Origin of the sequence: Croceicoccus gelatinilyticus, assembly GCF_018398395.1 — a bacterium.
GTDB lineage: Bacteria > Pseudomonadota > Alphaproteobacteria > Sphingomonadales > Sphingomonadaceae > Croceicoccus > Croceicoccus gelatinilyticus.
On record NZ_JAHCBF010000003.1, the window covers coordinates 68785 to 92398 of the forward strand.

Annotated in this window: 21 protein-coding genes; 15 read left to right on the plus strand and 6 right to left on the minus strand. The window is 64.6% G+C overall.

The window, feature by feature from the left end:
- The first annotated feature begins 265 nt into the window (after nt 1–265).
- From KIH45_RS07755 to KIH45_RS07765, 3 genes are all read left to right on the plus strand, one after another.
- On the plus strand, nt 266–649 hold the full coding sequence (locus tag KIH45_RS07755; protein ID WP_225899760.1) for a hypothetical protein: 384 nt from the start codon (nt 266–268) through the stop codon (nt 647–649).
- Nucleotides 650–783: 134 nt separating this feature from the next.
- On the plus strand, nt 784–2127 hold the full coding sequence (locus KIH45_RS07760) for a TldD/PmbA family protein (protein WP_213175448.1): 1344 nt from the start codon (nt 784–786) through the stop codon (nt 2125–2127).
- Nucleotides 2120–3508: a mechanosensitive ion channel family protein gene (locus tag KIH45_RS07765; protein ID WP_337925424.1), complete on the plus strand. Its 1389-nt coding sequence runs from the start codon at nt 2120–2122 to the stop codon at nt 3506–3508. Before KIH45_RS07760 ends, KIH45_RS07765 begins: the two co-directional genes overlap by 8 nt.
- Nucleotides 3509–3529: 21 nt before the next feature.
- Here the strand turns inward: KIH45_RS07765 and ppa are convergent, their stop codons facing one another.
- A complete protein-coding gene (gene ppa, locus KIH45_RS07770) occupies nt 3530–4069 on the minus strand; it encodes an inorganic diphosphatase (protein WP_213175449.1) in 540 nt (179 codons plus the stop codon).
- A 152-nt stretch (nt 4070–4221) separates the two neighbouring features.
- Nucleotides 4222–6171, minus strand: coding sequence for a M61 family metallopeptidase (locus KIH45_RS07775; protein WP_225899761.1), 1950 nt, complete (start codon nt 6169–6171; stop codon nt 4222–4224).
- A gap of 94 nt (nt 6172–6265) precedes the next feature.
- Between KIH45_RS07775 and hisS the strand changes: the two genes are divergently transcribed.
- From hisS to KIH45_RS07815, 8 genes are all read left to right on the plus strand, one after another.
- Nucleotides 6266–7495, plus strand: coding sequence for a histidine--tRNA ligase (gene hisS / locus KIH45_RS07780; RefSeq protein ID WP_213175450.1), 1230 nt, complete (start codon nt 6266–6268; stop codon nt 7493–7495).
- A gap of 6 nt (nt 7496–7501) precedes the next feature.
- Nucleotides 7502–8575 (plus strand): peptide chain release factor 1, encoded by a 1074-nt coding sequence (prfA, locus tag KIH45_RS07785; protein ID WP_213175451.1) that lies wholly within the window; start codon nt 7502–7504, stop codon nt 8573–8575.
- The gene (gene prmC, locus KIH45_RS07790) at nt 8575–9417 is read left to right on the plus strand and encodes a peptide chain release factor N(5)-glutamine methyltransferase (protein ID WP_420481930.1); all 843 of its coding nucleotides are present in this window, start codon (nt 8575–8577) and stop codon (nt 9415–9417) included. The genes prfA and prmC overlap by 1 nt, the downstream gene beginning before the upstream one ends.
- 301 nt (nt 9418–9718) lie before the next feature.
- On the plus strand, nt 9719–10354 hold the full coding sequence (locus KIH45_RS07795) for a DUF4167 domain-containing protein (RefSeq protein WP_213175452.1): 636 nt from the start codon (nt 9719–9721) through the stop codon (nt 10352–10354).
- A gap of 31 nt (nt 10355–10385) precedes the next feature.
- On the plus strand, nt 10386–11984 hold the full coding sequence (lnt, locus tag KIH45_RS07800; RefSeq protein WP_213175724.1) for an apolipoprotein N-acyltransferase: 1599 nt from the start codon (nt 10386–10388) through the stop codon (nt 11982–11984).
- A gap of 41 nt (nt 11985–12025) precedes the next feature.
- On the plus strand, nt 12026–13273 hold the full coding sequence (gene metK, locus KIH45_RS07805) for a methionine adenosyltransferase (protein ID WP_213175453.1): 1248 nt from the start codon (nt 12026–12028) through the stop codon (nt 13271–13273).
- Nucleotides 13274–13347: 74 nt separating this feature from the next.
- On the plus strand, nt 13348–14013 hold the full coding sequence (locus tag KIH45_RS07810) for a lysozyme (protein ID WP_213175454.1): 666 nt from the start codon (nt 13348–13350) through the stop codon (nt 14011–14013).
- Nucleotides 14014–14066: 53 nt separating this feature from the next.
- Complete coding sequence (locus KIH45_RS07815; RefSeq protein WP_213175455.1) at nt 14067–15812, plus strand: bifunctional metallophosphatase/5'-nucleotidase; 1746 nt, start codon at nt 14067–14069, stop codon at nt 15810–15812.
- On the opposite strand, the gene KIH45_RS07820 is transcribed toward KIH45_RS07815, so the two are convergent.
- From KIH45_RS07820 to KIH45_RS07835, 4 genes are read right to left on the minus strand one after another with little or no spacing between them, the layout of a single operon-like run.
- Nucleotides 15809–16345, minus strand: a complete 537-nt coding sequence (locus KIH45_RS07820; protein WP_213175456.1) for a glutathione peroxidase — start codon at nt 16343–16345, stop codon at nt 15809–15811. The two genes, KIH45_RS07815 and KIH45_RS07820, sit on opposite strands and share 4 nt — an antisense overlap.
- Before the next feature lie 29 nt (nt 16346–16374).
- A complete protein-coding gene (locus KIH45_RS07825) occupies nt 16375–17010 on the minus strand; it encodes a CoA transferase subunit B (RefSeq protein WP_213175457.1) in 636 nt (211 codons plus the stop codon).
- 42 nt (nt 17011–17052) lie between these two features.
- The gene (locus KIH45_RS07830; protein ID WP_213175458.1) at nt 17053–17796 is read right to left on the minus strand and encodes a hypothetical protein; all 744 of its coding nucleotides are present in this window, start codon (nt 17794–17796) and stop codon (nt 17053–17055) included.
- A gap of 5 nt (nt 17797–17801) precedes the next feature.
- Nucleotides 17802–18509: a CoA transferase subunit A gene (locus tag KIH45_RS07835; protein WP_213175459.1), complete on the minus strand. Its 708-nt coding sequence runs from the start codon at nt 18507–18509 to the stop codon at nt 17802–17804.
- Nucleotides 18510–18652: 143 nt separating this feature from the next.
- Between KIH45_RS07835 and glnE the strand changes: the two genes are divergently transcribed.
- The 4 genes from glnE (at nt 18653) to KIH45_RS07855 (ending at nt 23551) form a co-directional block, all read left to right on the plus strand.
- Nucleotides 18653–21346: a bifunctional [glutamate--ammonia ligase]-adenylyl-L-tyrosine phosphorylase/[glutamate--ammonia-ligase] adenylyltransferase gene (gene glnE / locus KIH45_RS07840; RefSeq protein WP_213175460.1), complete on the plus strand. Its 2694-nt coding sequence runs from the start codon at nt 18653–18655 to the stop codon at nt 21344–21346.
- A 2-nt stretch (nt 21347–21348) separates the two neighbouring features.
- Nucleotides 21349–21825 (plus strand): peroxiredoxin, encoded by a 477-nt coding sequence (locus tag KIH45_RS07845; protein WP_213175461.1) that lies wholly within the window; start codon nt 21349–21351, stop codon nt 21823–21825.
- Nucleotides 21826–21847: 22 nt separating this feature from the next.
- Nucleotides 21848–22648, plus strand: coding sequence for a ferritin-like domain-containing protein (locus tag KIH45_RS07850; RefSeq protein ID WP_213175462.1), 801 nt, complete (start codon nt 21848–21850; stop codon nt 22646–22648).
- 180 nt (nt 22649–22828) lie between these two features.
- Entirely contained in the window at nt 22829–23551 is a 723-nt protein-coding gene (locus KIH45_RS07855; RefSeq protein WP_213175463.1) for a M23 family metallopeptidase, read from the plus strand.
- Nucleotides 23552–23614: the final 63 nt, after the last annotated feature.

A 23614-nucleotide genomic window follows, 5' to 3' on the forward strand; every position in this document is an offset into this window, starting at 1 on the left:
GGTACTGCTCCTCGTCGGCAGGCACCCCCGTCATGCGAAGCGAAAGGGGGCACGCGTCGTTCTCTTGCGCCACCACATAGCATCTGCGAGCCGGCTTTGAAGCCCCCCGCATACCAATTGGCAAGATTCCTGCATGGCCGCGGGTGCCAGACAGGCGTCGACCCGCCCCGGGACATCGCCGGGGCGTTGGAGAACCGTGCTTGACGCACATTTCTCCCAGATGAATACTCATGCTATAAAAAGGATTGCCGAAGGGACTGGAGCGATGATGGTAAACAGCCGGAAGGATTCCGCGATCCGTGATCACGCACAAGAACCCGCCGTCGTGAAGGACTGGCGCCGCCGCATTAGCGACCATCTCGCCTATTCGCTGCTGGTCTATACCGCGCTGCAGATCTTCGTGACGATGAAGCAGCTGAAAGAGATGACCAGCACGACGCTGCCCTATCTCGCGCTTATCGTCCTGGTTGCCATGATCATCCCTGCCGCCCGAATGCTGGAAAAGCACTGGAGCGAGCTTACCGATGCCGAAGCGTTCGACCCGGCACAGGAAACGCGGTTCAAGCGTGACCGTATCATCATCTGGGCCTTCGCCATCGGCACGCCCTTCGTTCTGGCCGGTATCGCGCGCCTGATTGCTGCGTTCTGAGGCGCGCCATAGGGGCTTGGCCGTCACGCGGCTTGCCGCCCTGCGATCCTGCGCCTATCCCTTGGCGAAATGCTGCAGGATGAGCGAGCGACTGACGCCTTGATTACGATCCCCCTCATTACGATCGAGAGCCCATGCTGAACGAAGAGGGCGCGCTCGGCCGCTGCGCCGACCTGATTAACCGCGCAAAGGAACTGGGCGCGGACGCTGCCGACGCGGTATATGTCGGAAATCATTCGGAAAGCGTGGAAGTCCGCCTTGGCGAACTCGAAGCCGTCGACCGGTCGGAGACCGAGCATTTCGGCCTGCGCGTCTTTGTCGGCAAGCGCAGCGCGACCATCGGGTCCAGCGCGCTGGATGCCGCCAGCCTCGATGAACTGGCCAGCCGCGCAATCGCCATGGCCCGCGCCGCGCCGCAGGACGAGTTTTCGGGCCTTGCCCCCGAAGACATGCTGATGGCCGGGCCGATCCCCGATCTCGACCTCGTCTCGCCCAATCCTGACGCCGACATCCTGCGCGAATGCGCGCGCGAGGCGGAGGAATGCGCGCGCCAGGTCCAGGGCGTGACCAACAGCGAAGGTGCCTCTGCAGGAAGCGGCGGCAACACCATCGCCATCGCCACCAGCCACGGCTTTGCCGGAAGTTACTGCCAGTCGCGCCATTCGATTTCCGCGGCGGTCGTTGCCGGACAGGGCAGCGGGATGGAGCGCGGATCGGAATGGCGCGTCGCCCGTCATCGCGGCGAACTTCCCGATGCCGCCGAAATCGGCCGCAAGGCTGCGACGCGTGCAGTTGCCCGTCTCGGCCCCGAAACGATGCGCAGCGGCGCGATGCCGGTAGTGTTCGACCCGATGGTCGGGCGCAGCCTTGTCGGCCACCTCGTGGGCGCTATTGCCGGCCCGTCGATTGCGCGCGGGGCCAGCTTTTTGATGGAGCATGAAGGCAAGCAGGTCTTCGACAGCGCCGTCACCATCGTCGACGATCCGCTGCGCCCGCGCGGGCTAAGTTCGCATCCCTTCGACGGCGAAGGCCTGCCCGCCCGACCCTCGACCATCATCGCGGACGGCGTGCTTTCGGGCTGGTTGCTCGACACGGCATCGGCGAACAAGCTGGGGCGCAGGCCGACCGGCCATGCGGTGCGCCACGGCGGCGGATCGCCCAGTGCATCGTGTTCGAATGTCGTGCTCTCCCCCGGCGAGCAGAGCGTCGAGGAACTGATCGCGGACATCGAGGAAGGCGTGCTGGTCACCGAACTGATCGGACAGGGCGTCAATGGCGTGACCGGAGATTACAGCCGGGGCGCTTCCGGCTTCCGCATTCGCGGCGGCGAGATCATGGGGCCGGTTTCGGGCATCACGATTGCCGGAAACCTGCTGGAAATGTTCCGCTCGCTGCGCGCGGCGAACGATCTGGAGACGTTCTACGCGGTCAACGTGCCGACGCTGCGCATCGACGGGATGACGGTTGCCGGTGCCTGATTATCGGGCCCTGCGACACCTGTTCTGTGCGCTTTTTCTCGCGCTTTTCTCTCCGGTCGCCGCCCACGGGGCGATTGCAGAACTGACCGGCGAACCCGCGGCAGAGGAGGCTAGCGCCCCCGAACCCGCCGCGATTGAGACCGAACGGGCCGATGATGCCGACGCCCGCATTGCGGAACGCATCAGCGCCATCTTCGCGGCTATCGACGCGCTCGAGGGTGTCGAAGTCGAAGTACAGGAAGGCGTCGTCACCCTGTCGGGCAGCGTCGCCAGCGCAACGAAGGCCGATCAGGCTGAGACAATCGCGGGACGTGTCGCGGGTGTCGTCACCGTCAACAACGAGATCGAACGAGATCTTGCCGTCGACCGAAACCTTGCCCCCACCGTCTCGGCCATAGGGGACGAGGCGCGCAACTTGTGGCGCATGTTGCCGCTGTTCGGCGTGGCAGTCCTGCTCGCTGCGCTCGTCATGATCGCGCTGCGCTGGCTGGCGGATCGGGAATCGCTCTGGTTGCGTGTCACGCCCAATCCTTTCATCGCAGAATTGCTGGCCAGCGCGATCCGGTTCTTCGGCGTGCTGCTCGGGCTTTACATTGCGCTAAAGATTCTGGGCGCGACGGCCTTACTGGGCGCCTTGCTCGGCATCGGCGGCGTCATCGGTATCGCCATCGGCTTTGCCGTGCGCGACACGATCGACAATTACATCTCCTCGATCATGCTTTCGCTGCGCCAGCCCTTCCGCGCCAACGACCATGTCGTGATCGAAGGGAACGAAGGCCGCGTCATCCGCCTGACCAGTCGCGCCACGGTGCTGATGACTTTGGACGGCAATCATTTGCGTATCCCGAACTCCACCGTCTTCAAGGCGGTAATCCTCAATTTCACGACCAATCCGCAGCGCCGCTTCGAATTCGATCTCGGCGTCGATGCGGACGACGATCCGGTCGAGGCGATGGCGACGGGCACGGCCGCCATTGCCGCGCTCGATTTCGTGATCGCGGAACCGGTGCCAAGCGCCCGCGTCATGGAAGTGGGCGATTCCAATGTCGTCGTGCGCTTTCTCGGCTGGATCGACCAGACCGACACCGACTATTTCAAGGCTCGCTCTCTGGCGATTCAGGCCGCGAAGAACGCGCTGGAAGGGGCGGGCTTCGGGTTGCCCGAGCCGATCTACCGCCTGCGTATCGATCCGCGTTCGGCCCCGATGCCGCTGCCCGCGCCAAGCGAAGAGGGCGCAAAACCCGCGAAGGTTTCACGCGCTGCCGTCATCGAGGAAAAGGTGGATACCGCGCCCGAGACCCACGTTGCGGACCTGGTGGAGCGGGAAAGGCAGGTCACTCGCGAAAAGGACCTGCTGGACGAGAGCCGCCCCGTCGAGTGAGCGGCTCTCTGTCCTGAAGGTTCAGGCCTGACCGGCTTCCTTGGCGCGTTCGATCGCTTCGAGCACGATCTGACGGGCTTCTTCAGCGCCGCCCCAGTTGCCGATGCGGACCCACTTCTCGGCTTCGAGATCCTTGTAGTGGGTGAAGAAGTGCTCGATCTGCTGCATCACGATTTCGGGCAGATCGTGCTTTTCCGCGACGTTGGTATAGTACGGGAACGTCGAATCCACCGGCACGCAGACCAGCTTTTCATCGCCGCCATGTTCGTCCTCGAGGTTGAGGACCGCGATCGGGCGCGCGCGCACGACCGAGCCGGGGACGAAGGGGCTGCGCGCCACGACCAGCGCGTCGAGCGGGTCGCCGTCGGGCGAAAGCGTGTGTGGGACAAAGCCGTAGTTGGCCGGATAGCGCATCGGCGTGTGCAGGATGCGGTCGACGAAAAGAGCGCCCGAGGCCTTGTCGAATTCGTACTTCACGGGCTCGCCGCCGGTCGGGACTTCGATGATGACGTTGAGGCTTTCGGGCGGATTGTCGCCGGTCGGGATCATGTCGATGCGCATCGGATTTCCTGTCGTCTCAGGGTATCGGTGGAACTTGCCGCAGTGCAGCAAGCGAATGGAACGCCGGTGCCTCTAGCGCGCCCACGCTCCTTCGCCAAGGCTTCCTTTGGTCTGATACTCGGGATGTATCGCGCCTGCGAAGGCGCAGGCGATCAGCGGCGCGGTTCGAGCCAGCGGTCAATGGGCGCCTTGCCCTTCACCGCCTTTTCCAGCCACGGCCAGCGCAAGCCCCCGTCATAGGTAACCGGCACGGTCGTGTAACGACCGCCACGCTTGACGAGGAGATCGATCGAACCGCCTGCCTTGGCCGCCGTGATCGCCTTTTTCAGCGTGTCGGCAGAGTATTCCTCGCCGTTCACGGCCACGATCTCGGCCCCGCTGACGATGCCTGCCTTGAAGGCGACGCCGTCCCAGATCACCGAAGTCACCGCGCCCGTCTCGCTCAGAACCATGCCCAGCGAGTGTTCCAGCCGCAGCGTGCCCTTGGCCATCAGGCTCTTGTCGAAGGGATTGGGTTCTTCCTTGAAGACCAGCTTGTAGCCGCCAAGCTCGATGCCCTTCAGAGGAGCGGGAGCACCAGCCGCGTAGACACGTTCGCGCAGGAACGTCGCCCAGTCGCGCGGGTGGATGGCGTTCAACGTCTCGACCACGTCGTCGAAATCGTAAGTAATCTCGCCCCAGTCGCCCGGATGGCCGCCGAAGAACAGCTTGGCAAAGTCGTCGAGCGACTTGCGCCCGCTCGTCTCGCTGCGGATCAGCATGTCGGCTTCCAGCCAGACCAGCGCGCCCTCGTTGTAGTATTCCTCGCCGCGAGCGTAGCTGTAGTAAGGCTTCGACGCGCGCTGGCCGACTTGCGGATCGTTGGTCGTATCGACCAGCGAACGCCAGCTGCGGCCCGGTTCGCTCGCATATTCGGCGGCCGAACGCGCGATCTCGCCCAGCACCATTTCCTTGCTCTGCATTCCCGAGCGCGCGGACAGCGGCAGGTCCCAGTATTGCGTCTGGCCTTCATAGACCCAGAGCAGTTCGTTCTGCATCGGCTGACGATAGTCGGGCGTCCACGAACCGACCGGACGGCGGAACTTGCCGTTCCAGCTATGCACCAGTTCGTGCGGCAGCAGGTCGACGCGGTATTCGTTCTTTTCCCAGTCCTGGAAAGTGTCCTGCGGCAGCGTGTTCTCGGACGAGCGGTGATGCTCCAGCCCGATGCCGCCCAGCTTTTCGGTCAGGCCGAGCAGGAAGTCGTAGTGATCCCACTGCTGGTTGCCGAACAGGATCACCGCCTCGTCCATAAGGGCGCGGACGCTGGCGATCTGTTCGTCGGTTGCTTCGAGATGTTCGGGATCGTGCGCAAAAGCCTGAAGCTGCGCATCATGGCCCAGATCCCATTCGCGGTGGTGTTCGCCTGCAAAGATCGGGCTGTCGACCAGCGTCTGGTAATCGGTCTGCGCCCAGGTCACCGTGTCGCCGCTGCGCGCCATGCCGTCGAGAGCGGTGGCGACGTCCCAGCCTGCGGGGAACGTGACGGTCGGCTTCACCGCGATCCGGCGCACGTAATGTCCCGCGGGATAGAGCGTCATTTCCTCGAACTTCAGGTTCATCATCTCGGGCGTCATCACGATGCGCCCTTCGGACGACCGCAGCGCCGAAGTATAGACGAGATGCGCCACGACCTCGCTCGCCCCTTCGGGAAGGTCGAGGTGGAAGGCATAGACTTCGACCGGATCACGCTCCCACGCGACGTCCTTGCCGTCGACGGTGAACCGGATGCCGGTAAGGTTGCGGATCTTGGCAAGCCCTGCGTGCTTGCCCGGCAGCCACTGCGGATAGAGCAGCGTCAGCTTGTCGGTGCCGGCAGCGACGGGGATTGTCTCGGTCGTGCGGAACAACCCGCGTGCAAGGTCGGTAGCATCGACATCGATGGTGATCGTTCCGCCCGGAAACGGCGTATCGACCGGGCTGGGCACGTCCTGCGAAAGCGCAAGGCCTGCGGCGGGGAGGCTGCGGACGGCTTCGGCTTGCGTTTGCGCGATTGCGGGGGCGGCGCCAAGGGCGAGCGGAGCGCTGGCGGCGAGCAGCGCGATCATCGAAAAAGGTTTCATCGCCTACTACATGGCGAGGGGTCCTGCGCGATGCAACTGCATGGCCCGATAGCTACGCTTTTCAGCCCGCACGAACATCGCTAAGGCGCGCGGCATGAGCGGCAAGATCGACACACCACAGGCCATTCGCGGCACCCAGGACATTTTCGGCGCAGAGGCCGAGGCATTCGCACACGTCGTCGAGACGTTCGAGCGGGTGCGCAAACTCTACCGTTTCCGCCGGGTCGAAACGCCCGTCTTCGAAAAGACCGCCGTCTTCTCGCGCAGCCTTGGCGAGACGACCGACGTGGTCTCGAAGGAGATGTATTCGTTCGAGGATCGCGGCGGGGAATCGCTGACCCTGCGGCCCGAATTCACGGCTGGACTTGCCCGCGCCTACATCACCGACGGGTGGAAGCAGTACGCCCCGCTCAAGATCGCCACCCATGGCCCGCTGTTCCGCTACGAACGCCCGCAGAAGGGCCGCTATCGCCAGTTCCACCAGATCGATGCCGAAGTGATCGGCGCGGCCGAACCGCAGGCCGATGTCGAACTGCTCGTCATGGCCGACCAGCTGCTGAATGAACTTGGCATCGCAGAAGGCGTGACTTTGCAGCTCAACACGCTGGGCGATGGCGACAGCCGCGAGGCGTGGCGCTCCGCGCTCGTCGAATATTTCCGCGATCACGTAATCTCACTGTCCGAGGATTCGCAGGACCGGCTGGAGCGTAATCCGCTGCGCATCCTCGATTCCAAGGACCCTCGCGACCGGCCTTTCGTCGCCGATGCGCCCAAGATCGACCAGTTCCTGTCGGGCGAAGCGCAGGACTTTTTCGGTGCCGTCACCAGCGGTCTCGATGCCGCGGGCGTGAGGTGGAACCGCATGGATTCGCTCGTGCGCGGGCTCGACTACTATCGCCACACCGCCTTCGAATTCGTGACCGACCGCCTCGGCGCGCAGGGCACGGTGCTGGGCGGCGGGCGCTATGACGGGCTGATGGAAGCGCTGGGCGGTCCGATGACGCCGGCAGTCGGCTGGGCGGCGGGCATCGAACGCCTCGCCATGCTTGTCGGAGAGCGTGAGGAGCCCGTGACCGACGTAATCGTAGTGGTCGAGGACGATGCCGCGATGGCAGAGGGCGTTGCCGCCGTGTCGCGCCTGCGCCGTTCGGGCACCAGCGCGGAGCTGTTCGCCAGCGGATCCCCGCGCAAGCGGTTCGACAAGGCGGTAAAGCAGGGCGCGAAAGCGATCCTTGCCTATTCGATCCGCGAGGGCGAAGTCGCCAGCCGCATCAAGGCCGAAGACAACCTTGCCGATCGAATCGAGGCGGCGCTGGCCGACTGATCCGCCGTGCAGGTTTCCGACGAACGCCTTGCCCAGATCGCGCAGCGCTTTTCCGAACTGGAAGCGCGGCTTGCCTCTGGCACGCTGGAGGGCGACGACTTCGTAAAGGCCAGCCGCGACTATGCGGAGTTGGAGCCTGTCGCGCGCGAGGCAGCAGGCATTACCGCCATGCGCGGCGAGCTTGCCGAACTGCGCGAGATGCTGGCCGATCCTGAAATGAAGGCGATGGCCGCCGACGACATCGATCGGATCGAAGCGGAACTGCCCGAAGCCGAAGACCGTCTCGCCATCGCGCTCCTGCCTCGTGACGCTGCCGATGCGCGGCCCGCGATGCTGGAAATCCGCGCTGGCACCGGCGGGGACGAGGCCGCTCTGTTCGCAGGCGACCTTTTCCGCATGTACGAACGCTATGCCGCCGAACAGGGCTGGCGGGTCGAGACGATCTCGATGAACGCATCCGATGTCGGCGGCTTCAAGGAAATCGTCGCCAACGTCTCGGGCCAGGGCGTCTTTGCAAAGCTCAAGTTCGAAAGCGGTGTCCACCGCGTCCAGCGCGTACCCGTCACCGAAAGCGGCGGGCGCATCCACACCAGCGCGGCGACTGTCGCGGTCCTTCCCGAACCCGACGAAGTCGACGTGCGGATCGAGGACAAGGACATCAAGATCGACGTCTATCGCGCGAGCGGCGCGGGCGGGCAGCACGTCAACACGACCGACAGCGCCGTGCGCATCACGCACGAGCCGACCGGTATCGTCGTGACCTGTCAGGACGGTCGCAGCCAGCACAAGAACAAGGAAAAGGCGATGCAGGTGCTGCGCGCGCGGCTCTATGAGCAGATGCGCGACGAAGCCCAAGGCGCAGAGGCCGAGGCCCGCAAGGCCATGGTCGGCAGCGGCGACCGGTCCGAACGCATCCGCACTTACAACTTCCCGCAAGGCCGCGTGACCGATCACCGCATCGGCCTGACGCTGCACAAGCTGCCCGAGATTCTCGAAGGCCCCGGCCTTGCCGAACTGGTCGATGCACTAATCGCCGAAGACCAGGCCGCGCGGCTCGCGGCGCAGAACGAAGCGGCCTGATCGTGACCAGCGTGGCGGATGCCCTGCGCGACGCCGCCCGCGCGCTGGAGGCGGTCAGTTCATCGCCCCGCCTCGACGCCGAACTGCTGATGGCGCATGCCTTGGGGGCCAGCCGCTCCGACATGCTGCTGCGCCATGCCCGTGACGAGGTTCCAGCGCGGTTCGAGGCGCTTATCGCGGAGCGGCTCACCGGCAAACCGGTTTCGCAGATCACGGGAGAGCAGGAATTCTACGGGCTCTCGCTGAAAGTCACGCCCGACGTCCTGACTCCGCGTCCCGATACCGAAACGCTGATCGAGACCGCCATCGCCGCGCTTGGGGATCGCGCGCCGGACCGCGTGCTCGACTGTGGCACGGGAACGGGCGCACTGCTGCTCGCCGCACTGTCGGTCTGGCCCCAGGCGCAAGGCACCGGCATCGAACGCAGCCCCGCAGCCCTCGCGGTCGCCCGCGACAATGCAACACGCACCAGCATGGCCGACCGCGCGGCGATGCAGGCCGGTGACTGGACACAGGCGAACTGGCTTGACGGCCTCGGCCGGTTCGATCTCGTCCTGTCGAACCCTCCTTATGTCGAAACCAATGACCCCGATCTGGCCCCCGACGTGCGCGAACACGAACCGGCAGAGGCGCTGTTTGCGGGCAAAGACGGCCTCGACGATTATCGTATTCTTATCCCCGCCCTGCCCGAATTACTGGCGCCGGACGGCGTCGCGGTCATCGAAATCGGCTCTCGCCAGGCCAATGCGGTGTTGGCAATCGGTGAAAAGTCAGGGCTTTGCGGCTCGATGTACCGCGACCTTGCAAGTAATGCGCGCGCACTATTGTTTCGCGCAGGGTAAACAGCCTTTTGGTGAAAAGGGGTTGGCAGGCTCTGTTTTTGCCGATAACCCTGTAACCAGACGAACGACGGACGTAGATTCCCGCGCGATCGTCTATCCTTCCGTTCCGAACGCTTCGGTGCCTGCGACAGGCAGGGTCGGTGCTGGACCGTAAGGCTGGTTTGCCGTCCCCATTGATTTGCAAAAAGGACGACGGACCGAAAAGGGCTTGCCCGTGGTAATGAGGCTCCGGGCGTTTCCGACTGGGTGCGCGCTGTGGTGAAAATGGTTCACCCGCGCCGGACAAGGGAACAGTCTTACTTTGAATAACAATCGTGGCAACAATCGCCGGCGCGGCCGTAACAATCGGTCGCAGGGTGGCGGTCAGCATCTCAACCGGATCGACAGCCGGGCGCGCGGCAATGCCCCCCAGCTGCTGGACAAGTACAAGAAGCTGGCGGAAGAAGCGCACCGCAACGGCGACCGCGTGCAGGCCGAATATTACCTGCAGTTCGCGGATCACTATTTCCGCGTGATCGCCGACGGCAAGGCCCGTCAGGAAGAACAGCGCCAGAAGCGTGACGACGATCGTTCCGACCGCCAGTCGGACGACGACAACCGCGGCCAGAACAACGATAACGACAGCGAAAATGACGGCGAGGAAGAGGAAGAAACCTCGAACCGCCGCCAGCGTCGCCGCAAGGACGGCGGGGATGAAAATCCCTTTACGCGTGACAGTCGCCAGCGTCGCCCGCGTCGCAATCGCGACGACGAGGAATCGTCGGAAGACACCAGCGAGACCGAAAAGTCGGTCGACAACGACGGCGGCCTCGACCCGCAGGCGCTGCCGCCCGCAATCGGCGAAACCGAGGAAAAGCCCAAGCGTCGCGGTCGCCCGCGCAAGGTGAAGGCCGAAACCTCGGACGACGATGACGTGAAGCAGGCTGTTAACGGCTGACAAGCGAGGCGACTGGCCCTACTTGGCCGATATGCCTGTGCTGTCTGGTCGCTTCTCAAAACTCTCCGCACCGTTGCTGGCCTTCGTGGCCGGCGCGGTCGCGGCGACGGGGTTCGAACCCCTCTCCTTCTGGCCCGTAACGCTCGCAGCCCTTGCGCTGCTGATGCACTTTTTGCGCAACGCGCAAGGTTGGAAGCAGGCCGCACTGCTCGGCTGGCTGTTCGGTGTCGGCCACTTCTGGCTCGGCAACAACTGGATCGCGACGGCCTTTACCTACCAGGCCGAAATGCCCGCTTGGCTGGGCTGGATCGCGGTCTTTCTGCTCTCGCTCTACCTCGCGGTCTATCCTTTGCTCGCCGCGCTTGGTGCCTGGCTGATCACGCGTCGCGGACCGCAGGGCTGGCTCATGCCGGTCGCTTTTGCCGGTTGCTGGATCGTCAGCGAATGGCTGCGTTCATGGGTATTCAGCGGTTTTGCATGGAACCCCTTGGGCGCGGTGGCGCTAGGCGGGTTCGACAGGCCGGGCCTTGCCGTGATCCTGCCGTGGATCGGGACTTATGCGCTTTCGGGTGTCGTCATACTGCTCGCGGGAGCATGGCTTTGGGCATTCGATGGATGGCGCGGCAAAGCGGCGAAGTGGCAGCCTGCCCTCGCCTTGGCCGCCCCCGCCGTTCTGCTTCTCATTCCATATCCGACTGCAGGCCAAGGCGAAGGTACTCTCCCTTTCCGCCTCGTCCAGCCCGACGTCAGGCAGGAAGTCCTCAATGATCCGCGCGAGTACGAGGCGAATTTCGTCAAGACAGCGCTGCTCAGCGGACCTCCCGTAGCGGACGACGAGACGACGCTGTTCCTCTGGCCGGAATCGGGAGTGCCCGACTACCTTCGCCCCGGATATCCGCGCCGGTACTATCTCGCGACAACATACGGCGCGGATCCGGCCAGGGCGCGTGAACGCATCGGGGCGATGGTCGGGCCCGGCGGAATGCTCCTGACCGGTACGGTGGATATCGTGCTGAACGCCGAAGGTACCCGCGCTGCAGCTGCCGAAAACGTCGTCACCGCAGTGGGCCCCGGCGGAGAGATCGCGGCCGGTTACGCCAAGGCGCACCTCGTCCCTTACGGCGAATACCTGCCGATGCGCTCGATCCTCGAACCGCTTGGCCTTTCACGCCTTGTTGCCGGAACGCTCGACTTCCGGCCCGGTCCCGGCCCGCGCACGCTGGACCTTGATCGGTGGGGCAGGGCCGGCGTCCAGATCTGTTACGAGATCGTGTTCTCCGGTCAGGTCGCCGAGCGCGGAAACAGACCAGACTATCTCTTCAACCCCTCGAACGACGGCTGGTTCGGTGCATGGGGCCCGCCCCAGCATCTGGCGCAAGCCCGGATGCGCGCGATCGAGGAAGGCCTGCCGGTGCTGCGATCGACCACCACGGGAATCAGCGCCGTGATCGATGCGGGCGGCGTCGTTCGCCAGCACATCCCCAAGCATCAGGCTTCGCGTCTTTCCGGTCTCGTACCTCCAGCAACGGCGCCGACCCTGTTTTCACGGACCGGCAACTGGCTGCCCGTTTTGCTCGGTATCCTGTTGATCGTCGTCGCGGCTGTTGCAAGCCGCCGTACGCGTCGTTAGAGAAGATATAAAGAAAGCTTTATACGCCGTCAGGAACACTCATGCGTCGCAACTACCTCTTCACTTCGGAATCGGTTTCCGAAGGACACCCCGACAAGGTTTCCGACCAGATTTCGGACGCCATTGTCGACCTGATGCTGTCGAAGGACCCCGAAGCGCGCGTCGCGTGTGAAACGATGACCACGACGCAGCTTGTCGTGCTGTCGGGCGAAATCCGCTGCAAGCCGATGTACGACGACGAGAACGAAGCCTGGGCCGAAAACGGTTACTGGGCTCCGGGCGCGAAGGAAGAGATCGAGCAGACCGCCCGCGCCGTCGTGCGCGACATCGGGTACGAACAGGACGGCTTCCACTGGGAACGCCTGCGGTTTGAAAACTTCCTCCACGGACAGTCCGCGCACATTGCGCAGGGCGTCGATTCGAACGCGGAAAGCGCCAAGGACGAAGGCGCGGGCGACCAGGGCATCATGTTCGGCTTTGCCTGCGACGAGACGCCGGACCTCATGCCCGCGACGCTCGACTACAGCCACAAGATCCTGCAGCGCCTGTCGGACGACCGCCATTCGGGCGAGGCTGCGTTCCTCGAACCCGATGCGAAGAGCCAGGTGACCCTGCGCTTTGAAGACGGCAAGCCCGCCGCCTGCACCGCCGTCGTCGTCTCCACCCAGCACAAGCCGGGCTACGACACGGGTGAGCGCGAGGCGCAGCTGAAGAGCTATGTGAAGGGCGTCGTTGCCGACATTCTGCCGCACAACCTTCTGTCGGATGAGACGGTTTATCACATCAACCCGACCGGCTCGTTCGAGATCGGCGGCCCCGATGGCGATGCTGGTCTGACCGGTCGCAAGATCATCGTCGACACATATGGCGGCGCAGCCCCGCACGGCGGCGGCGCATTTTCGGGCAAGGACCCGACGAAAGTGGACCGCTCGGCCGCCTATATCGCGCGGTACCTTGCCAAGAACATCGTGGCAGCAGGCCTTGCTAAGAAAGTCACGATCCAGCTGTCCTACGCAATCGGCGTTTCGCATCCGCTGTCGCTCTATGTCGATACGCACGGCACGTGTGCGGACGGCGTTACCGATCCGCAGCTTGAGGATGCCATTCGCTCGATCGAGAGCCTCGGCGGCCTGACCCCTCGCGGCATCCGCACGCGTCTCAAGCTCAATCGTCCGATCTATCGCCCGACCGCAGCCTACGGCCACTTCGGCCGCCCGGCGAACGACGGCATGTTCCCGTGGGAAGCGACCGATCTGGTCGAGGAACTGAAGACCGCGCTCGGCCGCTAAGCCTCGGTTTTTATTTTCCTACAATAGCTACCGCACATCATGAGGCGGGTTTTCCATTGCCGGAGACCCGCCCGATGCCCACTGCCTACAACCCTGACCGCCCCACGATTACCCCGCGCATCGCCGCTGAGCTGATCGCGCACGAAGGCGTCGTGCGCGAAGCCTATCGCGACTCGGTGGGCGTCTGGACGTGGAGTGTCGGGCTGACCGACGCCTGCGGCCACCGCGTCCTGCGTTATCGCGACCAGCCGCAACCGCTACACCGCTGTCTCGAGGTCTTCGTCTGGGTCCTCCAGAACCGCTACCTGCCCGCCGTTCTGGAGGCTTTCGGTCCGGTCGCGCCGCAGGAACACGAACTGGCTGCCGCGCTCTCTTTCCACTGGAACACCGGCGCGATTGGGCGCGCCGAGTGGATGCGCCACGTTCGCGAGGGCGAAACGAAGACCGCGAAGATGGCGATGCTGAACTGGTGCCGCCCCGCCTCGCTCGCCATCAGGCGCAAGCGCGAACAGGCGCTGTTCTTCGATGGCCGCTGGCACGGTGACGGGACCGCGCTGGTCTATTCGGTCGCCAAGCCTTCCTATCACCCGGTGAAGGGCAAGCGCACGACGGTGATGGACACGCTCGAACTGCTGCTTTCGGGCGGCCCCGCGCGCGCGGTTGAACCGCAGGAGGTAAAGGTCCACGCCCCACCCCAGCGCGCCGCCGACAACTGGTTCGCACGCCTTTTCACCTGCTGAGCGGCGAACTTTGCTGACGCAGGGCGGCGAGGGCTTTATTGCCTGTCAGCGCAATGATTCGTCGCATCCTCAGCCCCGCCGCCCTGCTCCTCGTCTCTGCCTGCGCCACGGTTCCCGCCGCGCCGCCCACGCCAGAGCCGGTCACCGTCCGCATCGTTGGCATCAACGACTTCCACGGCAACCTGATGCCGCTCTCGGCGCCCAAGGACGTGATGACGCCCGATGGCGAAATCGTGAGCATTCCGGTCGGCGGCGCGGCGTGGATGGCATCGGCCATCAACACGATCCGCGCGCAGGACGAATATTCGATGGTGATCTCGGCCGGCGACATGATCGGGGCCAGCCCGCTCGCCTCTGCCGCGTTCCTCGACGAACCGGCGATCGGCGTGATGAACCGCGTAGGCGTGGACTTCAATGCGGTCGGCAATCACGAATTCGACAAGGGCTGGCAGGAGCTGAAGCGCATCGCCGACGGCGGGTGCGAGAAATACACGCTGCGCGAACCCTGCGCGGTCGAGAAGGACTTTGCGGGCGCGAACTTCCCGTTCCTGTCGGCCAATGTCGTCACCCGCAACGGCGAGACGCTGTTCCCCGCCTTCGGCACCAAGACGTTCGGTGAAGGCGAAGCGCAAGTCACTGTCGGCGTCATCGGGTTGCCGCTGCGCGACGTTCCCAATCTCGTCACGCCGAGCGGGGTCGAGGATCTCTATTTCGGGGACGAGGCGAACGCGATCAACATCTACGTCGAGGAACTGGCCTCCAAGGGCGTCGATGCCATCGTCGTGTCGATCCACCAGGGGCTCTACAATGTCCCGCGTGAGGATTCGAACGGCTGCGGCAGTGTTTCGGGTGAGCTTCTGCCCATTCTCGAAAGGCTGGACCCGCGCGTCGATCTCGTGATCTCGGGCCACACGCACCGCAGCTATGTCTGCAACTACGGCGATATCGATCCGGCCCGCCCCTTCCTCGTCACCAGCGCGGGATATGGCGCGTCGCAGGTCACCGACATCGCGGTCACCATCAATCCGGCGACGAACGAGGTAACGGCGAAAACCGCGCACAACGTCACGGTGCAGAGCGAGGGCAAGGCCAAGGACGGCTCGCCGCTCCCGACCAGCAGTGCCTTTGCCGCGATCGTCCCCGATGCGGGGATCGCCGCCTATGTCGGGCAGTATGTCGAGGCTGTCGAAGAAGTGGCGAAACGTCCTTCAGGCAAGGTCTCTGGCGAGGCGATCATCACCGATGACGACGAACTGGAAACCGCGCTGGGCGACATGATCGCTGACGGCCAGCTTGCCGCCACGCGCGAGGCAGGTGCCCAGATCGCCTTCATGAACAATTCGGGCGTGCGCGCCAGCCTCGTCCCCGCAGCAGACGGCACGGTCACGTTCGGCGATCTCTATGCCGTGCAGCCCTTCGGCAATTCGCTGATCACGCGGACCTTTACCGGCGACCAGGTCCTGGCCCTGCTGGAACAGCAGTTCGACAGCGCCGACAAGAAGCAGATCCTCGCGCCCAGCGAAGGGTTCGCCTTCACGTACGACCGCTCACGCCCCAAGGGCGACCGCATTGTCGAAGCAACGCTGAACGGCGATCCGATCAATCCGCTGAAGTCCTATCGCATCACGATGAACAGCTTCCTCGCCGCAGGGGGCGACGGGTTTACCGTGTTCACCGAAGGGACGCAGACGACGACAGGCGCGAACGACCTCGACGCGTTCGAGGCGTGGCTTGGCGCGGTGCCGGTTCGCCAGCTGCCCCAGACGGACCGCGTGACGAACCTTACTCCGGCAAGTTAAAGCGCGGCCTCAATCGCGGAGACCAGCTCCGCGTCATCGGGTGCGGTGGTCGGTGCGAAACGGGCAATGACTTCGCCATCGCGGCCGACAAGAAACTTCTCGAAGTTCCAGAGCACTTCGGGATCGTCGTTCGGGGTGATGCCGAAACCGCGCAGCCTTTCCCGGAAACCCTCGACATCGCCCTGCTTCGTCGGGGCCGCCTCGACCAGCTCGGCATAAAGCGGCTGCTTGTCCGCGCCGATCACGCTGGCCTTGGCGAAGAGCGGGAAGTTCACACCGAAGCTGGTTTCGCAAAACGTTGCGATTTCCGCATCGGTGCCCGGCTCCTGCGCGCCGAAGTCGTTGGCCGGAAAGCCCAGCACCTCAAGGCCCTGTTCGCCGTACTTTTCCTGCAACGCCTGAAGGCCTGCATATTGCGGCGTCAGGCCGCACTGCGAAGCGACGTTGACGATCAGCAGAACCTTGCCCTTGTGCGCGGCAAGGCTGTCTTCGCTGCCGTCGTTGCGGGTCAGCGCGATATCGGACAGGGCCATCGGGAAATCCTCTCTATCAGGTGTCGACGTTACGAAACGTAGTGCGCCGTCGTCTTTTCCGCCACTTCCTCGGCCGTAACGCCGGGGGCCAGTTCGACCAGCTTGAAAGGGCTGTCATGGTCGGGGCGCTGGAACACGGCGAGATCGGTGACGATCATGTCGACGACGTTCTTGCCCGTCAGCGGCAGCGTGCATTCGGGGATGAACTTGGGGCTACCGTTCTTGCTGGTGTGTTCCATGACGACGATGATCTTCTTCACGCCCGCGACAAGATCCATCGCGCCGCCCATGCCCTTGATCATCTTGCCCGGGATCATCCAGTTGGCGATGTCGCCGTTCTGGTCGACTTCCATCGCGCCCAGCACGGTCAGGTCGATGTGCCCGCCGCGGATCATGGCAAAGCTGGCCGCGCTGTCGAAATAGGCGCTCTTGTCCAGTTCGCTGATCGTCTGCTTACCGGCATTGATGAGGTCGGCGTCTTCCTCGCCCTCATACGGGAAAGGCCCGATGCCCAGCATGCCGTTTTCCGACTGCAGCGTGACTTCGACGCCTTCGGGAATGTGGTTGGCCACCAGCGTCGGGATGCCGATGCCGAGATTCACGTAGAAGCCGTCTTCCAGCTCCTTCGCGGCGCGGGCGGCCATTTCGTCACGGGTCCAGGGCATTTGCGTTACTCCTTGGCGATATTGTCTGTTGTTCGGGCGCCGTCAGGCGGCGGCCCTGATCGGTGGTGGCAGTTCGAACCAGCCGCTATCCAGCAGCGGATCGAACGGTGTCGGCGCGTCGGGATCGCGCAGGTAATCCATGAATTCGTCGAAGTCGCCCCTGCGGTCGCCGACGATGGCGGTGATGCACCATTCGCCCGCGGCAGCATTGCGGCGCTGTGTCTTGGTTTCTGCCGGATCGCGGATCAGCAGGAAGGTATCCTCGCCCGCCGGATCGAGACCGGTTTCGGCCAGCACGGCGCGCAGCTCTGCTTCGCGAGCTTCGCCCAGTATACTGATCCAGAGAACTTCGGTCTCCGCTGCGCGCGCGGTGGCAAGCGCCGGTGCGAGACCCGGCTGCGCGACGAAAGGCCCTGCTTCGGGCCGGAACGCCGCAATGCCGGGATCGAGATCGATCAGGATTGCAGGCTTGCCGCCATGGCAGGGCAGAACCGGCTCGTCATCGTTCGATGCCGCCGGATCGGGCAAGACAGAAAGGCCGGTTCCGGCACGATCACTGGCGAAGAGCGCAGCGGCAAACCACTTTTCGGTGAGGTTCGGCGTCGGCATGACCACCGCGACTTCCTCCGGAACGGCCACTGCAGCCTCGCCCTTGTCCTCGACGGTCCGCTTCGCCAGCATCCCGCTCGCCGCAAGGGGTAGCGCCGCGACACAGCCGGACAGGCCCGTTGCTGCGAGCATCAGCCCGCACAGGCCCAGGGTCCGGCTGAAGCGCGCGGCGCGCATAGCGCTTACGCGGCTTCGCGCTGGCGCGTGGTCGTGAACTCGATCTTCTTGTCGTAGGGCGCGCCGACGATCATCCGCTGGACGTAGACGCCCGGAAGGTGGATGCAGTCGGGGTCGAGCGAGCCGGTCGGCACGATCTCTTCCACTTCGACAACACAGACCTTGCCGCAAGTCGCGGCCGGCAGGTTGAAGTTACGCGCGGTCTTGCGGAACACGAGGTTGCCGCTTTCATCCGCCTTCCACGCCTTGACCAGCGAGACATCAGCGAAAATGCCCTTTTCAAGGATGTAGTCCTGACCATCGAAGGTCTTCACTTCCTTACCTTCGGCCACTTGAGTGCCGACGCCGGTCTTGGTGTAGAAACCGGGGATGCCCGCACCGCCGGCGCGCATGCGTTCGGCAAGCGTGCCCTGCGGGCAGAATTCGACTTCCAGCTCGCCTGCAAGGAACTGGCGTTCGAACTCCTTGTTCTCACCGACGTAGGAGCTGATCATCTTCTTGATCTGCTTGGTGCGTAGCAGCTTGCCGAGGCCTTCGTTGTCGATACCGGCATTGTTCGAAGCGACCGTCAGCCCCTTAACGCCGCTTTCGACCACGGCGTCGATCAGGCGTTCGGGAATGCCGCAAAGGCCGAAACCTCCACTTGCGACAAGCATGTCGTCCTTCAGCAGGCCTTCGAGTGCGGTCTTGGCGTCGGGGTAGAGCTTCTGCATCGCGGAACAGGCCTTTCCTGAATGTCGGTTCGGGTTTTTCGGGCCTATTACATTTAGCAGGGGTGCCTGTCACCTGTGTTGCAGCGCCGTAACGTCAACTTGCTGCCTTGCCATTGGCCTCTTGCGCCCCCATCCCTTGGTTCATGGAGAGGCAGAACCCAGATTGGACCGGCGCGATCACGCGCGCAAAGGCTCATGCGCCGTTTCTGGCGGACCTGCTGGCGCGAAGGCCCGATCTCGAAGAAATGCTGGCGACTGGCGAGGGCGATGCGGCCCTCGCGCTGGCGAAACAGGCGGGCGAAGGCGCGCCCGATGTCGCCACTGCGCTGCGCCGCGAAAAGCGTGCCTTGGCGCTCGTACTGGGCATCGGGGACCTCGCGGGCGCATTCCCGCTGCTGAAAGTCACGAGCGAACTTTCCGATTTCGCCAGCCGCGCGCTCCACGCCGCGATCGGCGAGGCAATCGCGCACCGGATGCCGGGGGCCGAGAACACCGGCATGACCGCGCTGGCGCTGGGCAAGCACGGGGCGGGAGAGTTGAACTATTCCTCCGATATCGACCCCATCCTGCTCTACGACCCCGCGCGCCTGCCCCGGCGGGAACGGGACGAACCAGGCGAAGCTGCACAGATGGCCGCCCGCCGTGTCGTCCAGACGATGGGCGCGCAGACGGCCGAAGGATACGTCTTCCGCACCGATCTGCGCCTGCGCCCCGCAAGCGAGGTCAGCCCGCTGGCGATCAGCTTCGATGCGGCGCTGACCCATTACGAAAGCTCGGCCCTCGCGTGGGAAAGGGCCGCCTTCATCCGCGCCAAGTCGGTCGCAGGCGATATAGAGGCAGGACGCGAGTTCCTGTCGCAGATCCGCCCCTTCGTCTGGCGCAAGTCGCTCGATTTCGGCGCGATTTCCGAAGTGGGCCGCCTCGTCCACCGCATCCGCGACGACCATTCGGGGCCGCAACACCCCGGCCCCGGTTTCGACGTGAAGAAGGGCCGCGGCGGCATTCGCGAAGTCGAATTCTTCGCGCAGACGCACCAGCTGATCCACGGCGGCCGCGATCCCTCGCTGCGCTGTTCGGGTACCCGCGCCGCGCTCGACGCGCTGGCGGCGGCGCAGATCATTTCGGGCGAAGACGCCGTTGTGATGGGCGAAAGCTATGACCGCCTGCGCGAGATTGAGCACCGCTTGCAGATGGTGAATGACCGCCAGACCCACTCGCTGCCCGCAGGCGAGGCGCTGGACAACGTGGCGCGGCTAGACGGGCTGGCCGATGGCGCGGCGCTTGTCGCGGAACTCGACACGATCTGCGAAAAGGTGCGCACCCGCTTCGACAGGCTGGTCGAAGCGCATGGGGGCAAGGTTTCCGCGCCCAAACCGCAGCCGGTGGCCGAAGAACGACTGGAGGAGCTCGGTTTTGCCGACCCCGGCGAGCTGGCCGAACGCATCGGCGGCTGGGAAGCGGGGCGCGTGAAGTGCCTGCGATCCGACGCGGCGCGGCAGGCCTTCGGCGCGATCCGTCCGCAATTGCTGGAGGCGCTGGCCAAGGCTCCCGAGCCCGAACGCGCCTTGACGCGATGGGAACAGATGCTGGCGCGGCTGCCGTCGGCGATCAACATCTTCCACTTGCTGGAAGCGCGCCCAGCCCTGCTCGAAACGCTGGCCCGCGTGCTGGCCCTGTCGCCCAGCCTTGCCGATGCGCTGGGGCGGCGCGGAGACTTGCTCGACACGCTGATCGACCGGACGGCATTCGATCTGCCCGGCGATGTGGACACGCTGATCGCCGACATGCGGGGCGAGGATGACGATTACGAAGCCGTGCTCGACCGCGTCCGCCGCGTCGTCGGCGACTTGCGGTTCGCGCTTGGCGTGCAGCTGATCGACAACGCGCACGACCCGCTCGACGTCGCCGCCGCCCTGTCGCGCGTGGCCGAAGCGGCGATTTCGGTCTGCGTGGAGGCGGCATCACGCGAATTTTCGCGCGCCCACGGGCGGATCGGGACCGAGGAACTGGTCGTGCTCGGCCTCGGAAGGCTGGGCGGCGGTTCGCTGACGCATGCCTCGGATCTCGACATCGTCTATCTTTTCACCGGCGATTTCGAGGGGGAGAGCGACGGCGAACGGCCGCTGGGCGCAACGCAATACTTCAACCGACTTGCCCAGCGTGTGACCGGCGCGCTGACCGTCCCGACTGCCGAGGGCGCGCTGTTCGAAGTCGACACCCGCCTGCGCCCGTCTGGCACGCAGGGGCTTCTGGCCGTCAGCATCGACAGCTTCGCCCGCTATCAGGCGGAATCGGCTTGGACGTGGGAGCACATGGCCCTGATGCGCGCGCGGGTCCTCCACGGACCGCCTGCCGCCCGCGATGCCGTTAACGAAGTCGTCCGCTCGGTCCTCACGCGCCCGCGCGATGAAGATGCCTTGCGCGCCGACGTGCTGAAGATGCGCGGCGACATGGCAACCCACAAACCGCCGCGCGGGCCGCTGGACATCAAGCTGCAGCGCGGCGGACTGGTCGACTTGGAGTTCCTGACCCATTTCCACCAGCTACGTACCGGAACCTGCCATGATCCCAACCTCGGCAAGGCGGTGCGCTGCCTTGGCGCGGCTGGTCACGTTCCCGATACGCTGGGCGAGGCGCGCGATCTCCTGACGCGGATGCTGGTCACGTTGCGCCTCGTCTCTCCCGATACCAACCTGCCCCCGCCCGCCGCGCGCGACGTTCTGGCCGCCGCCTGCCGTCAGGACAGCTGGGACGCGCTGCTATCCGCCCTCGACAAGGCCCGCGCCGAAGTGGCAGGGGCCTGGGCCGAGACTTTCGGCGAGACACTGGAGCTTTGAAGATGACCGACACGCGGCCCGACGTGGGCGATGCCTTTCCCGACATCGCGATGGAAACGCCCGATGGCGGCACCGTCTCGATCTCCGACTTCGCGGGCAAGAAGGTCGTCGTGTTCTTCTACCCCAAGGCGAACACCCCCGGCTGCACGACCGAGGCGAAGGACTTTTCCGCGCTTCTGCCCGAATTCGAAAAGGCCGGAACCGCGGTTCTGGGGGCAAGCAAGGACAAGCCCGCCGCGCAGCAGAAGTTCATCGACAAGCACGAACTGACCGTTCCGATCGCGTCCGATCCGGTAGAGGACGGCGTGACCGACGCGCTGGGCGTGTGGACCGAGAAGAAGAATTACGGCCGGACCTACATGGGGATAGAGCGTTCGACCTTCCTCGTCGGACCCGACGGCAAGATCGCGCAGGTCTGGCGCAAGGTTCGCGTCAAAGGTCATGCCGATACCGTGCTGGAGGCCGCAAAGGCGCTTTGACCCCGTAAACCGACCGTTCGAAATGTCCGAAAACCTGCCTTCCCTGTCGTCGGCGATCCGCGACGCGTTGCTGACGGGCGATCCGCGCGCCAAGGTCATGGCGACGCGCAAACTGGTGCGAGATTGGCGGCTGGAGCGCCTTGCCTTCGAGTTCGATTGCGAGATGCCGGATGAACCGGCGCGCCCAGAAACGCCGGAACTGCTGCCACCGAACCAGATGCCGAAACGCGGCAAGGGCGGGTCGGAACGCGGGCGAATCGCCCTGTGGCACGCGCTGGCGCACATCGAATTCGTCGCCATCGACCTCGCGCTCGACATGGCGGGGCGATTCGGCGAATCGATGGGAAAGGCGTTTGTATCGGACTTCCTGTCGGTCGCCGCAGACGAGGCGATGCACTACGCCCTGCTGGACCGGAAGCTGCATACGCTGGGCAGCCATTACGGCGCCCTGCCCGCCCATGCCGGGCTGTGGCAGGCCGCGCAGGAGACGCGGCACGACGTCGCGGCAAGGCTGGCGATCGTGCCGATGGTGCTGGAGGCGCGCGGTCTCGACGTGACGCCCGCGACGCTTGAGCGCGTGCGGTCGCAGGGGGACGAGAACGGGGCGCGAATCCTCGAACGAATCCTTGACGACGAGATTCGCCACGTGCGCTTCGGCACCAAACACTTCGACGAAGTGAGCCGTGCGAGAGACGAAAATCCGCAAGAAAGCTGGAGAAATCTGGTTGAAAGGCATTTTCGCGGTCGTTTGAAGCCACCGTTCAACGACTCGGCGCGCGAGGCAGCCGGTTTGTCGCGGGACTACCGCGCCGGTATTGTCTAATTAACCTTTACGCCCGTAACCAATACTCACGAGACGGCGGGAGGGTTCCGACGTTCTCTACAAATTTTTATCGCGGCAGGTCTGTGACGGACATCACGCCTGCCGTGCCGAGGGGGTCACCCGGCGTATCTCGCACCTTTTTAGGGGGGCCTGAGGCGCCGAGATAACGAAGGACTTGGCATGACGGACGCAATTCGGATTTCTGCACTGAAGGCTGGACGGGCACTTGCGCTCGGAACGGTCGGCATCGCCGCGATGGCGATGGCCCCCGCTCCGGCTCTTGCCAACGCCAGCGCCTCGGCCAGTGCGGACGTCAAGGCTCCGGTTCGCGAAAACGCCGAAAAGGCCGAAAGCGACGCCAAGTTCAAGCAGCTCTTCGCCACCTGGAAGAAGACCGAAGCTGAAGAAGCCAAGGTCGGCATCGCCAACACCGTCACCAGCAGCGTCGCGTCGATCCCGTCGCGTCTTCCGGTCGAAGGTTCGCGCTATTCCAGCTCGTTCGGTTCGCGCATCCACCCGGTTACGGGTCGCCGCAAGAACCACAACGGTCTCGACATGGCTGCGCCCACCGGCACGCCGATCTACGCAACGGCCGATGGCCGCGTGGAAATGGCCCAGTGGTACGGCGGCTACGGCAACTACGTTCAGATCGAACACGGTGGCGACATCGAAACTCGCTATGGTCACATGTCGCGCCTCAACGTGCGTCCGGACCAGGAAGTGAAGAAGGGCGAACTGATCGGTTGGGTCGGCTCGACTGGCCGTTCCACCGGCCCGCACCTTCACTATGAAGTCCGCATCGCCGGTGCCCCGGTCGATCCGGAGCCCTACCTGAACCGCGACACCTTCCAGCAGGCTTTTGCCGAAGCCAACGGCCTTGGTGCCGGCGGTCCGGAAGACTAAGCGCTACGTTCCTTATAATCGGGTTCAAGCGGCCCGGCACTCTCACCAGAGTGCTGGGCCGCT